Here is a 16,837-nt window from a genome sequence, read left to right as displayed (position 1 = left end):
CGTCGTACAGGACCGGATCCGGGAGGGGCGGGCCGGTGCGGGCGGCCCATGTCCGGCAGCCAAGCGCGGGGCCCTACCCGTGTCGGCGTGGCGGCAGCCGGCGCCGGCCGTCGCGCGGCCGCTCGTACACCAGCACCGCCACGGCCACCAGCAGCGCCCCGGACAGCCAGCCGCCCAGCACGTCCGAGGGCCAGTGGACGCCCAGCCACACCCGGGTCACCCCGACGCCCACCACCGAGACGAGCGCCGCCGCCACCGCCGTACGCCACAGGGCGCGGCCCGGGCCGGAGCGGTGCAGCAGCCACAGCAGCAGGCCGCAGACGACGGCGGCGGTCATCGCGTGACCGGACGGGAAGGCCGTGTAGTGGGCGGTGTCGACGGGGTCCCGCCAGACCGGCCGGGGGCGGCCCACGACGGCCTTCACCCCCTGCTGCACCCCCGAGGCCACCGCGCAGGTGGCCGCCAGCCACAGCGCCGTCCACCAGGCCGCCCGCCGCCACACCAGCCACACCGCGGCCGCCGCGCACAGCAGACGCATGGTCAGCGGGTCCCACACCCAGTCGGTCAGCACCCGGAAGACCCGCGTCACCTCCCGGTCGCGGACCGCCCAGCGGTGGACGGCGTCGGAGATGTCACCGTCCACGGCGATCAAAGGGTGCCAGCGCAGGGCGACGAGGACCAGCAGCACCAGGAAGCCGGCGCCGAGGGCGGCGGCCGCCCGGGCGGCGGTGCGGCGTGCCGTCGGCGGACCGGGGGAGGGGGGTGACGGGGGAGCGGTGGGGTTCTGGTGCATGCGGCGATCTTTGTGGAAGGGACGGGCCGGGGCCAAGCAGCCACCGGCCGGCGCGGTCAGCCGAGTGCCCGCAGCCCGGGCACCAGCGCCACCAGGACCGGCACGACGGGCACCAGCGCGGCGGTCGCCGTCAGGCGCAGCCGGTGCAGCGCCGGAAGCCGGTCCGGCGCGGTCAGGAGCCGCTGCACGCGCTGCGGCACGTGCGCCTGCGGGGTCGGGCAGGGCCCGAACACCCCCCGCTCCTCGTTGAGTTCGACCAGGGCCAGGGCCGTGGTCAGCCGGCCGAAGCGCCGGGAGGCCATGTCGTCGGCGGCCAGCTCCACCAGCCGGTGCATCTCGTCACGGAACGCGGCGAACACCGGCACCTGCGGGAAGCCCCCCGCCAGCGCGGCCGAGCAGTGCAGCAGCCAGTCGTGCCGGGCCTGCGCGTGCCCCTGCTCGTGCGCGAGCAGCGCGTCCAGCCGGCGGCCCTTCAGGCGGCGCAGCGCGGCCGTGGTGACGACCAGCCGGGGCGCGGCGCCGGCCAGCCACCAGGCGTCGGGACGGTCCCCCTCCAGCACCACCAGCCGTCCGCCCGCCGGCTCCTCGCCCGGCAGCAGCGGTGCCCGCACCAGCAGTTCGGCGCGCCGACCGCGCCGCCGGATCCGGGCCCGTACGACCTCGCGGACCAGCATCGCCAGGCTCCACAAGCCGCCGCACGCGAGCAGGACTGCGGTGGGCGCCGCCCAGGAACCGGCCGCGCCGAGGGCGTACGCGTCCACGACCGCGCTCGGCGCACTGGCGAACACCGGCCCGCGCACCGCCTGCCAGGCCGCCGCCGCGCTCAGTGTCATCGACAGGGCGCAGCACACCAGGACGGCCGCCACCACGCACTGCCACACCCAGAGGGCGACGACCGGCTCGCGGTCCGGCCAGTCGGCCCGGGCGAGCAGCCGCGGGGCGAGGACGGCGGTCAGGGCGCCGAGCAGCAGCAGGGCCACGGAGACCATCATGGTCAGCACCCTATGAGCGCGGGGCCGCTCAGCGGTACGGTCCGCGGAGCCGAAGTGACGCAGACAACGCGTGTTTTCCGGCGATGCTGCTCACATCGTCAGCAGCATCGCCACCATGCCGATTAAGCGCCCTGAGGAACGCGCTTGAGCTGCACGGATTGGGTCATCTCCTGCCCATCTGGGAGAGTAATGGGAAACGGGGGAGCCCACCAGACCCCCATGCTCCAGAACCTCTCCCATCGCTCCTGCAGCGTGTCGGCGATCCGCTTCTCCATGACCGGTGTGAGGTTCGAGTAGAGCCCCTCGACGCCAGCCACCTCGTGCCCCATCCGGGTCTCCATGGCAATGCGCGAGTGCCCGTCCTCCTCCAGCCACTCACGGTGCCCATGCCGCAGCAGATAGATTCGCTTCCCCGCCATCTCCGGAACCGGGTGAATCTCTTGCCGCGTGCGGTCGCTGCGCGCGCTCCTAGCCGGCGAGCCCCCTCTGATGTAGGGCCAGTAGGTCTTGCCCCACTGCGTGCCCATCTGCTCGCCACCGAGTGCAGGGAAGACCCAGGGAGAGTCGTGCGAAGCCAGCAGGGCCGAGTGCATCTCATGCAGGAACGGCGGCACGACGAGCGTCCTGTACGAGTCGTACTTCGGACCGACCTGCGTGCGCTTGCCGCTCTCGTACTGGGTCTGGAACTGGACCCTCAGGGCCGGCATGAGATCAGGCCCGTAGCGCTCCATCATGCGTTCGCGCTGCTCCGGGTTCGGGTCGGTGGCCGGCCAGGTAGGAGATGCGAACTCGCGGCGCAGGCCCCACATCTCTCCAGGCGGACGCATGCCGGTGAAGGCGAGCGTCCAGATGTAGGCCCATCCGGTGAATCCCCACACGTGGTAGGCGTTCGTCGCCAGCGCGTGCAGCACGGGCATCTGCATCGGGCGCTTGTCCTCGCGTGGCTTCTTCCGGTACCGGCCGCGTCTGCGCTGGACGATCACCGGGGACTCGCTGCGGAGCTTGTACTTGACGACGGCATCCGTCATCAGCATCCCGAAGAGGCTGGTCAGCTGGTCCACGTAGTGATGGGAGATCTGGTCACGGGCTGCGGCTTCTTGCAGCGACTTCTTCCAGGCCTCGTACTCCCACGTCGTGATGTCGCCGACAGCATGGTCGCCCCAGTACGGGACGATCCTAGATCGCAGGCGAGACCGGTACCTGCTCACGGACGTAGCACGGAGATCCTGGGCTTCGAGCCACAGCCAACAGTAGTCCTTCATGAGCGTCTTCGAGTCGACGCGACGGATGTGCTTACCGTGCCGAACGTCGTACTCGCGGTCGAGGCCGTAGTTGTATGCCGCTTCTTCGTCTTCGAAGGGCACCCCGGGCTGGGGTCCGCTGGCTGACTCGTACTTCTTCCGCTTGGTGGGCGTGCCGTCAGCTTCGACGACGTAGTCTCCGTTCCACCACTTGACGCGGATCGAGTTGCCGCGGACCTCCACGTAAGGCATGGCTCTCCCTTGGGTGGTGTCGGCCGCGGAGCCCGGCAGGTACCCCTACCGCCTGGGCTCCGACGCCCGTCTGCTCAGGCGCCGAGCCAGCAGCCCCGGCATCCCTCGCAATTTCCTCCGGCGCGCTTCACGATCTCGCGCATCGAGCTGCGTGCCTGCTCGCTGCGAACGATCTCGGGAGGCGCTACACAGATCATTCTCCCATCGGCCGCCCCGGCCCATCCTGCAAACGTTGGGCCCATCTCGACTATGGACAGACTGCTCTGCATAGTGGTCCCCCTTCATGGGTGCTTCGGGGAACCCCCAAGGTGCTGAAACGACTGTGCCATGCACAGGACCAGTTGGGACCAGACAAGACCCAAGTGGTTCAAGAAAAAACGACAACAACACGTAGAAGCGGAATGGTTGTACGACCTTCGACTGAGTTTCGCTAGAGGACGCCGCGATCGCGCAACTGTTGCAGCACGCGTTCGTTCAGCTCGGTGATCTCCTCCGCCGTCAACGACCCCTTTGTTCCGATCGCTGCCGCTACGACGGCATCGCCGACGACCCGTTCCAGCTCGGACTTGGGGACATCGCTGATCTTCACGTCGTCGGCAGCGGGTTCGCTCGTGACGGGCTCACCGCCGGATAGCACGAGTAGACAGCTACCCGCCGCCCACTGCAGGGCGGTCTCGATACCGCCGTAGGTGCGGTCCCAGACTTTCAGCCCCCCTTCGACTCGCTTCCACGTGTCCTTAGAGATGCCGGCCAGCTTGGCGGCTGGCTCGATGCCGAGCCGTAGCTCGGTGCGCCGCTTCTTAACGAGCACCGCGAGGCGCTCCAGGTCGGGGGTGGTCATGGCGCCATCTTCGCAGGACCCGCTAGGACCGGCTAGGACTGGGCCAAAGCAGTCCGGAACGTGGTGGCTTGAAGTCGGAGAGTGACCGAATCCCCGGCCGGACGCACGTTCGAGTGGGGTTACTGGCCCGTAGGATTCTCCGCTAACTCGAACGGCTACCGCACCCGCATGAGACCCGGCTCCTACGCCGGCCTCAAGACAGCACTCGGCCTGACAGCCGACTCCACTCAGCTCCTCGCACCACCAGAGGACTCATCCGAGAAGAGGTGACATGCCCACCCGAAAGACTCCCCCCACGAAGCCTCTGAAGCTTGAGGGCTTCTACGACGTCAAGCAGGCGACCGTGAAGCTCGGCCTCGCCACCGAGGACGCCGACGACATCCGTGGCCAGCGCTGGCTCCGCGACGGCGTCAACCATGGGGGATTCCCCCACCACCGCATGAACCGCCAGCTGATGTTCAGCGACAGCGACTTGGCGGAGATCGCCGCGATGCACCGCAACGCGCCCACCCGATCTGGCCGCCCCCGCCGCAAGCTGGCCCGGGCCGCCGCCTAGCCCCTCATCCGTGCACCACTTCGAGATCGGACCTGCCTTGATCTCCATCGACTTGAGCTCCCTCGTCCTCACCGCGCTGGCCGACACCCTCACCGAGCAGGCGACGGTCGCCCACCCGTTCGCCCCGGAGTACGTCGAGCAGCGGTGCATGACCGCCGGGATCCTCGACGTCGCCTTGGGCACCGCCGCGTCCCTGGTGCTGCGCCGTAACCGGCTGGTGGCCGACACCGACGTGTGGGCGGCCCGGGACGCGGTCCGTGCGGTGCTGCCGCCGGCCACGGGGACCGTCACCGAGTACACGGACCGCCTCCGCGTGATCAGCCTGCCCGAGCCGGCCCTCGCCGCCTGACGCGGCACGCACTAAGGCCGCCCCGGACGCGCATCCGAGACGGCCAGACCCACCCACACCATCCGAAGGAAGAAGGGCAGATCAATGCCAGTCTCTCAGATCATCGACGGCAGCAAGATGACGCTGGTCGAGCTCGCCGATATCTCCTACACCGAGTACCTCGGTTCCATCGAGGACGAGGCCAGCGAGCGGCGTGAGCAGGAGCGCGAGACCTTCCTGATCACCGCCCAGGCCACCGCCCGCAGCCGCTTCGGTGACACCGCCGACCAGCTCCAGTGGACCTACACCCCGCACAACGAACTGCCGGGTGGGATCGAGGAGGCCACCGCGCCGCTCGGCAAGGGCCGCACCGAGTATCTGCGGTACCGGTACGACCACGACGGCGAGACTCCCTCGTTCGAGCTGGTCCAGCCGTGCGCCACCTGCGGCCACGACCGCGTCAACGAGGTCACCGGGATCGTCGAGCTCGGCCGACTGCTCGCCGACGGCGGTGCCCGATGAGCGACCTGACCCCGTTCGAGCAGATCACCGCCAAGCTCCCGCACCTGTCCGCCTTCCAGGCCCAGTGGAATGAGGCGGAGGAGCTACTGGCCGAGACGCATCCGGAGGGCTACGACGTCCTCGACATCGGCCGCATCGCCTGGGACTGCCTGCCCGAGTCGGAGAAGACGGCCGCGCTGGACGCCCTCTTCTACTGCTGGTGGACCGCGCTCCAGGCCGACCGTGAGCAGCGGGCCGCGTTCGAGGAGCAGGCCGGAGGTGCGCGATGACCGTCGACCTCTCCCGTCTGGACGTGCCGCTGCCCGTGGTCGAAGCCGAGGCCCGTCTGAAGGCCCTGCTCGCCGAGCCGCCTGCCGGCCACACCCCCAGCCTCCAGCCCAACGACTGGTACGAGGCCGTGTTCGACGCCATGGCCTGCGCCCACCCCGAAGCCTGCACGTGCGGGGAGGCGAGGTGACCGAGCGTCAGTACCCGATCCGGCCCCGTCCGGACGACGACCCGCGCTTCACGTTCGGTCTCGCGTTCGACGTCGCCAAGGTGCTCCACGAACACGGCTACTCGAAGATCGGCGGGCTGGACTTCGTGGACCTCCAGCAGGCGCTTTTCGGATTCCTGTACGGCGGCCCGGACCCGGACCCGGAGCCGGACGCGGAGCCGACCCGGTGACCGCGGCCGTCGATCTGGCCGCGCTGCCCACCGCCCGCACCTCACCGATGGCCGGCCTCGTCAACGCGATGGCCGCCCTGCACAACCGGCGAGCACGGGCCCGAATCGCCGAACTGGAGCAGGCCATCGTCGCCGCCACCGAACAGCCGCACGCCGACCGCACCCGGGCCAGCTACGAGGCCAGCCTCGCCGCCGGCTACATCGACTGCGACATCGACAACTGGCCCAGCCCGCGACACCGGCGAACCGCATAGACCCGCCGCCCCGCCGGATGGCACCGGCCAGCGGGGCGGCGCACAAGCAAGAACCCCGAGCGCGCCAATCGCCCGGGGATCCACCATCAGCATCCCACGGAGGACACCCGTGACCACGATCAACGCCCACAAGCTGCAGCGGCTCATCAAGCAGACCCGTCCGCACGCCTGCCCCAACGACACCCTGCCGCCCATCAACGGCATCCGCTTCGAGTGCGACGGCATCCACATCCACGCCCTCGCCACCGACCGGTACACGTTCGCCGCGGCCCGCACCAAGGTCCGCGAGGAGACCGACACCTGGGCCGTCACCGTCAGCGAGAAGACTCTCGGCTGGCTGATCCCCTGGCTGGAGGGTCACGAGGGCGACACCATCCTCAACCTGTCGGCCGGCGAGAACGGACTGACCATCACCGACGACGAGGGCAAGCTCACCGTCCCCGTCAGCACTGCGACGTTCCCCAAGTGGCAGCACCTGTTCCGCAGCGCCCTGCAGGACGCCTCCGACTCCGGTGACCTCGTCAGCGTCGACACCAAGATGCTCGCCCGCTGGAAGCACGTTGACACTCACCTGCGCGTCTGGCAGTCCGCCGCCGAGAAGCCCCTCCTCCTCGTCGGTGACGACTTCCTCGGCCTGCAGATGCCGTGCCGGTACAGCGGCGACGGCAAGAACCGGGCCGCGGTGCTCGGCGACTGGACCGGCAGTCTCGGCAAGACGGGTGAGCGCACCGAGATCCCCGCCCCGCTCCCGCAGCCGGGAGCTGTCGCCGAGATGGAAAAGGACATGCTCCGCCGCACCCTGCAGTCGACGGCCGAAATGTTCGACGCCGACCCGGACACCGACAAGGGGCGCGCGGCCTTCATCGCCTGGGTGCACTCCGGCAGCTACGCCTGGTCCGCCTACCGGATCCTGCAGGCCCTGAAGAAGGCCGACCCGGACCTGGCCGAGGCAACCGTCCGCGACCTCAACGAGCAGCTGGAGTCCGGCGAGATCGGCGAATGGGCGTGGGACGAGGCTGAGACCGCCGGCCACAACCCGCAGCAGTGGCACGACGAGTACGAGGCCTTCCTCAAGAAGCGCGCCGACAAGGCCGCCGCCGAGACCACCGCCTGACCGCATCCCCACAGCCCGCCGCGCCGAGCGTCTCCCCCTCGCGCTCCGCGGCCTCCGAGGCGGCCAGCCCCGCACCCCCCGCCCGGGGCTGGCCGCCGCCCCTCAGCACACCCTCAGGAGCCTCACATGAACGCTAAGCGCCCCAGGATCCCCACCGAGGTCGCCTGTCACGTCCTTTCCCACTTCGGCCGCGGCGGCTACCCGGCCGGCGACTGGACCGAGTCCCTGATCAGCCTCATCGACCGCGCCGACGCCGTGAACCGGGCCAAGCTCTGCACCACCTTCCCCGACTACGGCGACGCCATCCTCCTCGCCAAGTACGACGAGAACGGCATCGCCGTCCTCCAGGCCATCGCCGGCGGCGAGGTGGCCGCGTGAGCCCGCTCGCCTGCCGCGACTGCGGCGACACCGCCGGCCCGTTCGTGAAGGACGGCCGCTGCGAAGACTGCGCGGACGGTGCCAAGTGACCGACCCCCGCCACGCGTTCGCCACCGACCACGGCCGCTACTACCGCGACCCGGCCGGCGGCCCGGACCTCGTCTCCGTGACAAACGTCCTCTCCGCAGGCGTCGCCAAGTTCGCGCTCGTCCCGTGGGCCGTCAAACTCACCGCCGAGTACTGCGTCGACAACCGCATCGACGTCGCCCGCCGCGCCGTCCACGACCGCGAGCAGCTCCTCAAGGACATCAAGGCCGTCCACGTCGCCGCCCGCGACAAGGCCGCCGACCTCGGCACTCGCATCCACAAGCGCGCCGAGAAGATGGCCCTGCTCGCACCATTCCCGGCCGACCCGGAGGTCGACCCCTACGCCCGCCAGCTCACCCTGTTCTGGGAGCGCTGGGGCGTCGACCTCGAACAGGACATCGTCGCCGCCGAGATCACCTTCGTGCACCGGCGTCTCGGGTACGCCGGTACCGGCGACGTGATGCTCCTGCTGCGCACCAGCTGGCGCCGCGTCCGCGGGCAGCGCGCCAAGCAGCTGTGGCTGATCGACTACAAGACCAGCGCCACCCGTCCGGCCTCCTCGGTGTACCCCGAGAACGCCATGCAACTGGCCGCGCTTCGCTACGCCGAGCACGTACTCCTGCCGGACGACACCGATGGCGCCGTGCCGCCCATCCAGTGCACTGGTGTCCTCAACCTCCGTCAGCGGTCCCACGCCCTCGTCCCCATGCCCGGCAACCGGCGAACCTTCCGCGCCTTCCGCGGGGCCCTGGAGACCACCAAGTGGCTGCACGCCGCTCCGACCACCTACCCCGCCCTGCTGCCGCCGGCAGCAGACGCGCAGACCCGAAAGGCAGCCTGACCATGGGCTCCCGACTCCTCAACATCCAGCGCCGTGCCGCCGAGCACGGGCGCCTCCGCACCGGCTTCACGAACGGCAACGGGCCCGCCCGGTCCACCACCTGGATCATCACCTCCCATAGCGAGGAACACGTCCGCCGGGCCGCCGAACTCTGGGGCGGCGAACCCGAGCAGTGGACCCCGCTCAACTCGACGATCGGCCAGTGGCGGGTCATCACCCAGGCCCCGGCCATCGAGGCACTGATCACCCCCGGCGACCCGCTCAATCAGTACAACGAGCTGTGGACCAAGGGCGGCTGCCAGCGGCGTTGCGACGGCCAGACCGAACTGCTCTCCCGGCAGCCCTGCCTGTGCGCCCGGCAGTTCGGTGAGGACTGGCACCAGCAGAAGAAGGGCACCGTCTGTTCCGCCACCTCGCGGCTGAACGTGATGCTGCCGGACCTGTCCGGGATGGGCATGTGGCGGGCCGAGACGCACAGCTTCTACGCGGCCAGCGAGTGGGGCGGCATGGTCGACATGGTCCTTGCTGGGACCGACGGCCGCGGCTTCGTCCCTGTGACCCTGCGGATCGAGCCTCGCCAGGTGGTTCGTGAGGGAGAGACGAAGAAGTTCCCGGTCGTCGTGGTCGAGCTGCGCGGCGTCACGCCGCGGCAGGCGCTCGCCGGGCCGATGACCGCGGCGACCGCACTGGACCCGGTCGGCGGCCAGGCCGTGGCCGCGCTCGAAGCCGGGCGTCCCGACTACATCGCCGAGGCCGAGGGTGCACTCACCTCCGACGACGTCCGCGATGTGTGGCGCAAGGCCCGCGCTGCCGGCCACGTCGACCCGAAGGGCCGTGACGAACTGTCCAAGCGCCTCATTGCGATCGCAGAACGCATGGACGACGAGCCCGTCGAGGGCGAACTCGTCGACTAGCCCGCACAGCGGAGGCCGGCCGCGGGCAGTGCGGCCGGCCCCATCACCCGACAAGGACATCACATGCAGCTGACTCCCGCCCAGGCCAAGGCCCGCGCCGACCGCATCCTCGCCGCGCTCGCCCCGACCGTCTCCCAGTGGACGACCGCCGTCCTCGACCAGGTCGTCCTCCACCTCGCCGACTCCGGCGCCCCGTTCGGCATGAACGACATACGGCTCCTCGCTCCGGAGGACGACTGCCGCAAGGCGGGCCTGTACTTCGCCGCCCTCACCGGCCACGACGCCCTTCACCCCGACGAGCCCCAGCTGCTGCGCAAGGTCGGCGAGGAGCCGTCGATCAACCCGAAGGCCCACGGCAAGAAGGTCAACACCTACCTGCTCACCCGGGCCGGCCGCCAGTTCATCAAGGAGCGGCAGGCTTCCCGCGCCGAGCAGCGGCAGGTGGCGTGATGGTCCGCTACTTCGTCCTCGCCTGGCTGGCCGCGATCGCGGCTGGGGCGGTCGTCGGTGCCCTCGCCGGCGCCTGCCTCCACCTCACCGACCGGATGCGCACCAGCTACGGCATCCGCCTCCTCGAACACCACGCCAACCAGACCAGCACCCGAAAGGAGAAGCCGTGACCACCGCCGTCCGCGAAGCCCCCCACCACCGCAACACCGTCTGCATCAAGCAGTACGGCTGCAAGCTCCCCGAGTGCCGGGCCCGCCACAACGCCCGCCGCCGAGCCATCGCAGCAGGCGCCCTCCAGCCCAGCCGGATCCTCGTCGACGCCACCCCTGTGCGGGAGCACCTCGCCGTCCTGCTGGAAGCCAAGATGACGCTCACCGGCATCGCCCGACTGGCTGGCGTCGCCCACACCACCGTCTGCTGCATCGCCCACGGCCGACCGTCCAGCGGACGCGGACGACAACACCACACCACACCCCAAATCGCCGCCAAGCTCCTTGCCATCCGCCCCCTCACCACCATCGGAGCGATGCGCCGCATCCAGGCGCTGAACACCGCGGGCTGGCCGACCGCGCGGATCGCACGAGAGGCCGGCATCTCCCCGCGCAGGGCCTGGGAACTGAAGCCCGACTCGATCATCTCGGTCGGCTCGGCCGAAGGCGTCGCCATCGCCTACGAGGAGCTGCGGCGCCTCGTTCCGGAAGAGACCGGTGTCGAGGCCTGGCACGCAAAGCAGGCCCGCCAGCGGGCCGAGGAGAACCGCTGGCCTGACGTCGCCTACTGGGACGCGCACGCCGACGACATCGACGACCCGCACTTCGTCCCGGAGTTCGGCATCACCCGCCGGGAGATCGTCGCCCAGGACGCGGCCTGGGTCATGCGCACCGCCGGCCTTGACCGGCGAGCCGCCGCCGAACGCCTCGGCGTCCACAAGAGCTACCTCGACCACGCCTTCCGCGAGTACCCCCAGTACGCGATCGGAGTGGCCGCGTGAGCCGGCCCCGAGTCCTCGACCTGTTCTGCTGTTCCGGTGGTGCGGGCATGGGCTACTGGCTCGCCGGGTTCGATGTCGTCGGAGTCGACATCCAGCCCCGCCCCAACTACCCCTTCGAATTCATCGAGGGCGACGCCCTGGACGCCATGAGGGAGATGGGCCAGGAGTTCCACCTCGTCCACGCCTCCCCGCCCTGCCAGCACTCATGCACGCTGACCAAGGGCACCAACCGCGGCCGACAGTACATCGACCTCATCCCCGAGATGCGGGAGCTGTGCAAGTGGTACGGCGTCGACTGGGTCATCGAGAACGTCTCCGGCGCGGACATCCGTAAAGACCTCACCCTGTGCGGCGAGCAGTTCGGACTCGGCGTCATCCGCCACCGCCACTTCGAACTCGACTGGGTCGGCAGCGACGCGGTCGTCCCCCTGCCGCACCGCAAGCACCGCGGACCTGTCCGCGGCTGGCGGCACGGCGTCTACCAGGACGGCCCATACATCGCCGCCTACGGCAAAGGCGGCGGCAAGGGCAACGTCACCGAGATGCAGCAGGCCATGGGCATCTGGTGGACCGACGTCCACGAGGAACTCACCGAGGCCATCCCGCCCGCCTACACGGAGTGGATCGGCCGCGAGTGGCTGCTGCGCTGCGAGTGGGGCGCCAACCGCGAGCCGGACGCCGAACAGCGCATCGCTCGCCTGCAGCGCCAGCCTGAGGCGGTGGCCGCATGACCCCCAGGGAGCGGCGCGCCGCCATCGCCGAATACGACGAGCTGGGCTTGTCCTCGGCGGAGATCGCCAACCTCCTCGGCTGCTCCCGCCGCACCGTCCACCGCGCCCGCAGCCGCCGGCGAGCCGACGGCGACACCTGGACCTGGACCGGCCCGGAACCCGACGACGCCGCCATCGAGCGGGCCGCCGCCGGAGAACCGCCCCCCGGCCTCATCCCGGCCGAGCGGCACGCCGCGATCGACAAGTGCGACCGGCTGGGTCTGCCCACCGCGGTCATCGCCGCCCGCATCGGCTGCAGCCGTTCGGCCGTCTACTACGCCCGCGCCAAGCGCGCCACCCAGTGACCGCGGGCCGCCGGCCACGCGACCGGCCCTAACCAGCAACACACCACCCCAGCCACCGGAAGGAGCGCGTAGACGTGCTGAACAACCAGGTCATCATCACCGACGCCAGCGTGCGCGCCTACGCGCACCGCAACGACCGGGGGATCGTCGACGCGGCTGGGCTCTCCAGCAGCGAGTGGGAGGAGCTGCGGGGCCGGAACGCGAACTCAACGAAGGTCCGCCTGGTCCAGTGCGCCAAGTGCTGGGAACTGTACGGGGATATCCAGTGGCTCAAGACGTACAACCTCGCCGGCACCCGGGTGATCAGTCACCAGCCCGGCGAATCCCGCCCGGACCACGACTACGAACCCGTCGAGACACCGGAGCACCTCGCCTGGAACGAGCGGGCGTTCATCATCGGCGACAGGGAGGGCTACAACCCCCGCAAGGAAGCGTGGGCGCCGAACATGAAGACCCGCGCCGACGTCCTGCTGACCGGCACCCTCACCATCGCCTACGAGCACCAGCACTCCCCGTTCAGCGCCACCGGGCGCTACAGCGCACCCGAACAGACACGCCTCGCCGCAGCAGTTGGGCGCACCACCATGTGGCACGCCACCAGCGACAAGGTCCGCGGCCAGGTCCCCATCCTGCGCACCGATGACGGCCTGCCGCCGAAGGTCATCCTCAACCCGAACTACCGGCACGAGTTCCGAGGCGGTATCTACCGCATCGAGATCTACACCTGCACCGTGCGCGAAGGCCACGAGTGCCCCAACGGCAAGTTCAGCGGCTGCGGCAAGCCCCACGCCCGCGGTCAGGTCACGGCCGGCCAGCTCGACGACGTTCTCCGCGGTGCGCCGATCGGCGCCTACATGCCCGTCATGGACGCCAAGGTGCTCCGAGCGCCCCGGTTCTTCTGGACCGACATGGCGTCCTACGGGCAGTACCTCGCGTACATAGCCAGCCCGGCGGTCGCAAAGACCAGCGGGCCAGCCAGCAATGGGCCGACCCGGAAGAGCCGCCGCGGCGGACACTCTCCCGCCAGGGAAGCGCGGCTCGAGGCCATGCGCGCCCAGGCAGTCGACCTGTCCATCCCGCAGCAGCGCGCTAGCTCGAAGTCTGCCTCGTCCGCACCGGCCATCGAGCGTCCGGCCCCCGGGATCTGCGACACCGGCCAGCCAAGGTGCGGCCAGCCTGCTCGCTTCTACCCAGCTGGCTGGCGCTGCGACAAGCACCGTCCGAGCAGCTACTGGCGCACCCGGTAGCGGTCCCCGAAAGCCCGAAACCCTCAAGCACTCGTCAGAAGGACACCACTCATGGCACGTGGCCACGGCCGGATCCTCACCAGCATCTGGGAGGACGCCGACTTCCTGAAGCTGGACGAAAGGGAGCAGCGCTTCTACCTGTTCCTGATCTCGCAGCCCAACCTGAACCACGCCGGGCTGCTGCCGCTCACCCTTCGACGCTGGTCCCGCAAGGCGAAGGGCCTCACCTCGGCCGACGTTGAGAAGCGCCTGCAGTCCCTCGACGACGCCCAGTTCATCGTCGTCGACGAAGACACCGAGGAGCTCCTCATCCGCTCCTTCGTCCGCAACGACGGTGTGTGGCGCATGCCCAAGGTCATGGGCGCCATGGTCTCCGGTGCGCTGGAGATCTCCTCCCGCCGGCTCCAGCTCGCCCTTCTCGCCGAGATGGACCGCATCCCGCTTACCGATCTCAGCGACGAGCCGACCAAGACGAGCCGCGGCCCGGGACCGTCAATCCGGTCTCAGGTTGCCGGGCACATCGCGGATCTCCGCAAGGCGTTCGGCAACCCGACGCCCGACCCCTCGCGAGGGGGTTCGGGAACCCCCTCCGCAACCCCTTCGGAAACCCCCTCCGATACCCCTTCCGAAGGGGATGCGGAAGGGCCTCCGAAACCCTCTACGCGCGGGCGCGCAGGCGTACACGTGCGCGCGGCCCCTACCCCTGCCCCTGCCCCTTCCCCTACCCCGGACCCCTTCCCGGTGGGGGTTGAGGTGAGTGGAGAGACCTCAGGTAGTGGCGAGCCGCGCGCCGAACGGCCTGACGGCCTCCACTCCATCCCTGACGACTTCGCGATCAGCGACGCCGAACGGCGCTGGGCGAACGCCACCTACCCCGGACTCGACCTCAACTTCGAGACCGATCAGTTCATCCGCTACTGGCGCAGCGAGGGACGCCGCAAGCGCAACTGGCACGACGCCTGGCAGAAGTGGATCGCCGACTCCGCCAAGCACGCCAGCAAGCGCGGCACCCGACCGTTGCGCTCCATCGAAGGCACTGGCTCGCGTGCCGAAGCGCACACCGCAGACGACTACATCAACTCATCAGTAGGAGACCTGTTCGCGTCATGACCACCACCGACCACGACAACTGGCTGGCCGAGGCCCAAGCCGAAGCCGTCGCCAACCGCCTCGAGGCCTTCCTCAACCGGCGGCCGGCCGCCTTCAACGAACCTGGTGAACTCCGAGCCGACATCCAAGCCTGGATGGACAACTACCTGGCCGGCCACCACGGGTCGCTGATCCTCACCGGCGAGATCGGCACCACCAAGACCTGGCACCTGTGGAAGCTCAACGAGACCCTCATCCGCCGCGGTTGGCGCGGGCAGTTCCGTATCGCCACTACCTACGACGTCAAGCTCGCCACCGACCGGCCCATCGACCACGAGCGGCTCACCGCCTGGCGAGAGGCGCATCTCTACGCCATCGACGACCTCGGCGCCCGAGCTGTCAACGACTGGACCGCAGACGCCATCAGCGAGCTCATCGACAGCCGCTGGCAGAACCGCCGGCCGACGCTCATCGCAACGAACCTGATTGGCCGCGAAATTCGGGACGTCCTCGGCGACCGCGCCTCGTCCCGCCTCGGCGACGGAGCAACCGTCGCCCACTTCACCGGAGCCGACCGCAGGAAGGGCAGCAAGTGACCCACGACGACTACGACCCCGAGCAGCAGCGGGAGTCCCGCCCTCCGCAGAACATTGCCGCGGAAGCGAGCGCCCTCGGCTCGATGCTGCGGTCCCGCGATGCGATCGCCGACGTCACCGAGATCATCAAGAATCCGGCCGACTTCTTCAGGCCCGCCCATCAGACGATCTTCCAGGCGATCGTCGCCCGATACAACGATGGCGCACCCGTCGACCCGATCGTCATCAACGACGACCTGACCAAGAGCGGCGACATCGCCCGCGTCGGAGGCCCGGGCTACGTCTTCAGCCTCACCCAGGCAGTCGACACCGTGGCGAACGCTGAGTACCACGCCGAAATCGTCCGCGAGAAGGCCGTGCTGCGGAACCTGCAGTCGGCCTGCAACCGCACCCTGCACGAGATCGCCGACGGCACCGGCGATACCGGCGAACTCCTCGATGACCTGCGCGCCGAAGTCGACGGCATCGTTGACGACACCAGCCGAGGCGACGAAGACACCCTCATCGGCGCCGACGGTGAGGATTTCCTCGAGCAGCTGGAAGAGCTGCAGAAGAACGGGCCGGCTCGAGGCGTCCTTACCGGCTTCACCGACTTCGACTCGCTGACCAACGGCCTACAGCCCGGCCAGCTGATCGTCATCGCGGCCCGACCCGCCATCGGCAAGTCCACCCTCGGCACGGACATCGTCCGCCACGCCGCGATCGTCGAAGGTCTGCCGGCCGTGTTCTTCAGCCTGGAGATGTCCCGCGCTGAACTGAAGATGAAGATCGCGTCGGCTCAAGCGAAGGTCGCCCTGCATCACATGCAGAGCCAGAACGGCATGACCGACGACGACTGGGTGCGCCTCGCCAAAGTCTGGCCGCTGATCAACGCCGCTCCGCTCGACATCATCGACGACCCTGGACTGACGCTCACGAAGATCCGCTCCCACTGCCGGCGCATCAAGCGCAAGCGGGATCTCCGTCTCGTCGTCATCGACTACCTGCAGCTCATGGAAGGTGAACTGTCCGGGCGTAGTGAAAACCGGCAGCAGGAAGTCGCGAAGATCAGCCGCAACCTGAAGAAGCTCGCCGCGGAACTTCAGGTACCGGTGATCGCCATGTCGCAGCTGAACCGCGGCGCGGAACAGCGCACCGACAAGAAGCCGCTGCTGTCCGACCTCCGCGAATCTGGCGCGATCGAGCAGGACGCCAACATGGTGATCCTGCTGCACCGCGAGGACGCCTACGACCGAGAGAGCCCTCGAGCAGGCGAGGCCGACTTCATCGTGGCGAAGAACCGCGGCGGCCCCACGGCGACGATCACCACCGCGTTCCAGGGGCACTACTCCCGCTTCGTTGACATGGCCCAGACGTGATCGCCATGACCGACACCTGCCCGGCCTGCTGCCGCCGCAACGTCCGCCCCCGGGCCGAGCGCGCCGACGCCACCCAGACCCGCTCCACCTACCGCTGCCCCGCCTGCGGCCACGCCTGGATCACCAGCCGCCAGCGTGCCGCCTACCCCGCCGCCTGACCGCCACAAGGAGCACCGTGCAGATCCCCGCACCGTCCGGCTGCCGCTGGTGTGGCATCAACGCCCGCGAGCACGCCCGCAGATGGAAGCCGCC

At 69.6% G+C, this 16,837-nt stretch carries 24 protein-coding genes; 20 read left to right on the top strand and 4 right to left on the bottom strand.

The features are described from left to right. Positions 1 to 73: 73 nt before the first annotated feature. From ACZ7N4_RS20635 to ACZ7N4_RS20620, 4 genes are all read right to left on the bottom strand, one after another. Positions 74 to 793, bottom strand: coding sequence for a phosphatase PAP2 family protein (locus ACZ7N4_RS20635; protein ID WP_471359765.1), 720 nt, complete (start codon positions 791 to 793; stop codon positions 74 to 76). 56 nt (positions 794 to 849) lie between these two features. Further along, positions 850 to 1,785, bottom strand: coding sequence for a M56 family metallopeptidase (locus ACZ7N4_RS20630; protein WP_471359764.1), 936 nt, complete (start codon positions 1,783 to 1,785; stop codon positions 850 to 852). A gap of 122 nt (positions 1,786 to 1,907) precedes the next feature. After that, entirely contained in the window at positions 1,908 to 3,278 is a 1,371-nt protein-coding gene (locus ACZ7N4_RS20625) for an integrase (RefSeq protein ID WP_471359763.1), read from the bottom strand. Positions 3,279 to 3,708: 430 nt separating this feature from the next. Then, positions 3,709 to 4,119, bottom strand: coding sequence for a hypothetical protein (locus ACZ7N4_RS20620; protein ID WP_471359762.1), 411 nt, complete (start codon positions 4,117 to 4,119; stop codon positions 3,709 to 3,711). Between the two features lie 271 nt (positions 4,120 to 4,390). On the opposite strand from ACZ7N4_RS20620, the gene ACZ7N4_RS20615 reads away from it, so the two are divergent. The 20 genes from ACZ7N4_RS20615 to ACZ7N4_RS20520 all read left to right on the top strand — a co-directional run bounded on the left by ACZ7N4_RS20615 (position 4,391) and on the right by ACZ7N4_RS20520 (position 16,743). Next, the gene (locus ACZ7N4_RS20615; RefSeq protein ID WP_471359761.1) at positions 4,391 to 4,675 is read left to right on the top strand and encodes a hypothetical protein; all 285 of its coding nucleotides are present in this window, start codon (positions 4,391 to 4,393) and stop codon (positions 4,673 to 4,675) included. Between the two features lie 10 nt (positions 4,676 to 4,685). After that, positions 4,686 to 5,024, top strand: a complete 339-nt coding sequence (locus ACZ7N4_RS20610; RefSeq protein WP_471359760.1) for a hypothetical protein — start codon at positions 4,686 to 4,688, stop codon at positions 5,022 to 5,024. An 84-nt stretch (positions 5,025 to 5,108) separates the two neighbouring features. After that, positions 5,109 to 5,525: a hypothetical protein gene (locus ACZ7N4_RS20605; protein WP_471359759.1), complete on the top strand. Its 417-nt coding sequence runs from the start codon at positions 5,109 to 5,111 to the stop codon at positions 5,523 to 5,525. Then, positions 5,522 to 5,794: a hypothetical protein gene (locus ACZ7N4_RS20600; RefSeq protein ID WP_471359758.1), complete on the top strand. Its 273-nt coding sequence runs from the start codon at positions 5,522 to 5,524 to the stop codon at positions 5,792 to 5,794. The genes ACZ7N4_RS20605 and ACZ7N4_RS20600 overlap by 4 nt, the downstream gene beginning before the upstream one ends. Then, a complete protein-coding gene (locus tag ACZ7N4_RS20595; protein WP_471359757.1) occupies positions 5,791 to 5,982 on the top strand; it encodes a hypothetical protein in 192 nt (63 codons plus the stop codon). The genes ACZ7N4_RS20600 and ACZ7N4_RS20595 overlap by 4 nt, the downstream gene beginning before the upstream one ends. Further along, on the top strand, positions 5,979 to 6,191 hold the full coding sequence (locus ACZ7N4_RS20590) for a hypothetical protein (RefSeq protein ID WP_471359756.1): 213 nt from the start codon (positions 5,979 to 5,981) through the stop codon (positions 6,189 to 6,191). Before ACZ7N4_RS20595 ends, ACZ7N4_RS20590 begins: the two co-directional genes overlap by 4 nt. Beyond that, positions 6,188 to 6,445 carry a hypothetical protein gene (locus ACZ7N4_RS20585; RefSeq protein ID WP_471359755.1) on the top strand — a complete coding sequence of 86 codons (258 nt, stop codon included), beginning with the start codon at positions 6,188 to 6,190 and terminating at the stop codon, positions 6,443 to 6,445. Before ACZ7N4_RS20590 ends, ACZ7N4_RS20585 begins: the two co-directional genes overlap by 4 nt. A 109-nt stretch (positions 6,446 to 6,554) precedes the next feature. Beyond that, positions 6,555 to 7,559 (top strand): DNA polymerase III subunit beta family protein, encoded by a 1,005-nt coding sequence (locus tag ACZ7N4_RS20580; RefSeq protein ID WP_471359754.1) that lies wholly within the window; start codon positions 6,555 to 6,557, stop codon positions 7,557 to 7,559. Positions 7,560 to 7,685: 126 nt separating this feature from the next. Next, positions 7,686 to 7,937 carry a hypothetical protein gene (locus ACZ7N4_RS20575; RefSeq protein ID WP_471359753.1) on the top strand — a complete coding sequence of 84 codons (252 nt, stop codon included), beginning with the start codon at positions 7,686 to 7,688 and terminating at the stop codon, positions 7,935 to 7,937. Between the two features lie 85 nt (positions 7,938 to 8,022). After that, complete coding sequence (locus ACZ7N4_RS20570; protein WP_471359752.1) at positions 8,023 to 8,865, top strand: hypothetical protein; 843 nt, start codon at positions 8,023 to 8,025, stop codon at positions 8,863 to 8,865. 2 nt (positions 8,866 to 8,867) lie between these two features. Next, positions 8,868 to 9,779: a recombination directionality factor gene (locus tag ACZ7N4_RS20565; protein WP_471359751.1), complete on the top strand. Its 912-nt coding sequence runs from the start codon at positions 8,868 to 8,870 to the stop codon at positions 9,777 to 9,779. A gap of 63 nt (positions 9,780 to 9,842) precedes the next feature. Further along, the gene (locus ACZ7N4_RS20560) at positions 9,843 to 10,229 is read left to right on the top strand and encodes a hypothetical protein (RefSeq protein ID WP_471359750.1); all 387 of its coding nucleotides are present in this window, start codon (positions 9,843 to 9,845) and stop codon (positions 10,227 to 10,229) included. Beyond that, complete coding sequence (locus ACZ7N4_RS20555) at positions 10,229 to 10,399, top strand: hypothetical protein (protein WP_471359749.1); 171 nt, start codon at positions 10,229 to 10,231, stop codon at positions 10,397 to 10,399. The genes ACZ7N4_RS20560 and ACZ7N4_RS20555 overlap by 1 nt, the downstream gene beginning before the upstream one ends. Continuing rightward, positions 10,396 to 11,220, top strand: coding sequence for a hypothetical protein (locus ACZ7N4_RS20550; protein ID WP_471359748.1), 825 nt, complete (start codon positions 10,396 to 10,398; stop codon positions 11,218 to 11,220). Before ACZ7N4_RS20555 ends, ACZ7N4_RS20550 begins: the two co-directional genes overlap by 4 nt. Further along, positions 11,217 to 11,951: a DNA cytosine methyltransferase gene (locus ACZ7N4_RS20545; protein WP_471359747.1), complete on the top strand. Its 735-nt coding sequence runs from the start codon at positions 11,217 to 11,219 to the stop codon at positions 11,949 to 11,951. Before ACZ7N4_RS20550 ends, ACZ7N4_RS20545 begins: the two co-directional genes overlap by 4 nt. Beyond that, positions 11,948 to 12,295, top strand: a complete 348-nt coding sequence (locus ACZ7N4_RS20540) for a helix-turn-helix domain-containing protein (RefSeq protein WP_471359746.1) — start codon at positions 11,948 to 11,950, stop codon at positions 12,293 to 12,295. The genes ACZ7N4_RS20545 and ACZ7N4_RS20540 overlap by 4 nt, the downstream gene beginning before the upstream one ends. A 74-nt stretch (positions 12,296 to 12,369) precedes the next feature. Continuing rightward, positions 12,370 to 13,542 carry a hypothetical protein gene (locus tag ACZ7N4_RS20535; RefSeq protein ID WP_471359745.1) on the top strand — a complete coding sequence of 391 codons (1,173 nt, stop codon included), beginning with the start codon at positions 12,370 to 12,372 and terminating at the stop codon, positions 13,540 to 13,542. 51 nt (positions 13,543 to 13,593) lie between these two features. Next, positions 13,594 to 14,652 carry a hypothetical protein gene (locus tag ACZ7N4_RS20530; RefSeq protein ID WP_471359744.1) on the top strand — a complete coding sequence of 353 codons (1,059 nt, stop codon included), beginning with the start codon at positions 13,594 to 13,596 and terminating at the stop codon, positions 14,650 to 14,652. A 424-nt stretch (positions 14,653 to 15,076) separates the two neighbouring features. Further along, positions 15,077 to 16,585, top strand: a complete 1,509-nt coding sequence (dnaB, locus tag ACZ7N4_RS20525) for a replicative DNA helicase (protein WP_471360026.1) — start codon at positions 15,077 to 15,079, stop codon at positions 16,583 to 16,585. Then, the gene (locus ACZ7N4_RS20520; RefSeq protein ID WP_471359743.1) at positions 16,582 to 16,743 is read left to right on the top strand and encodes a hypothetical protein; all 162 of its coding nucleotides are present in this window, start codon (positions 16,582 to 16,584) and stop codon (positions 16,741 to 16,743) included. The genes dnaB and ACZ7N4_RS20520 overlap by 4 nt, the downstream gene beginning before the upstream one ends. The last annotated feature ends 94 nt before the right edge of the window (positions 16,744 to 16,837 follow it).

The organism is Streptomyces sp. NPDC107654 (assembly GCF_055639035.1).
This window is presented reverse-complemented; position numbering and strand designations above follow the sequence as displayed.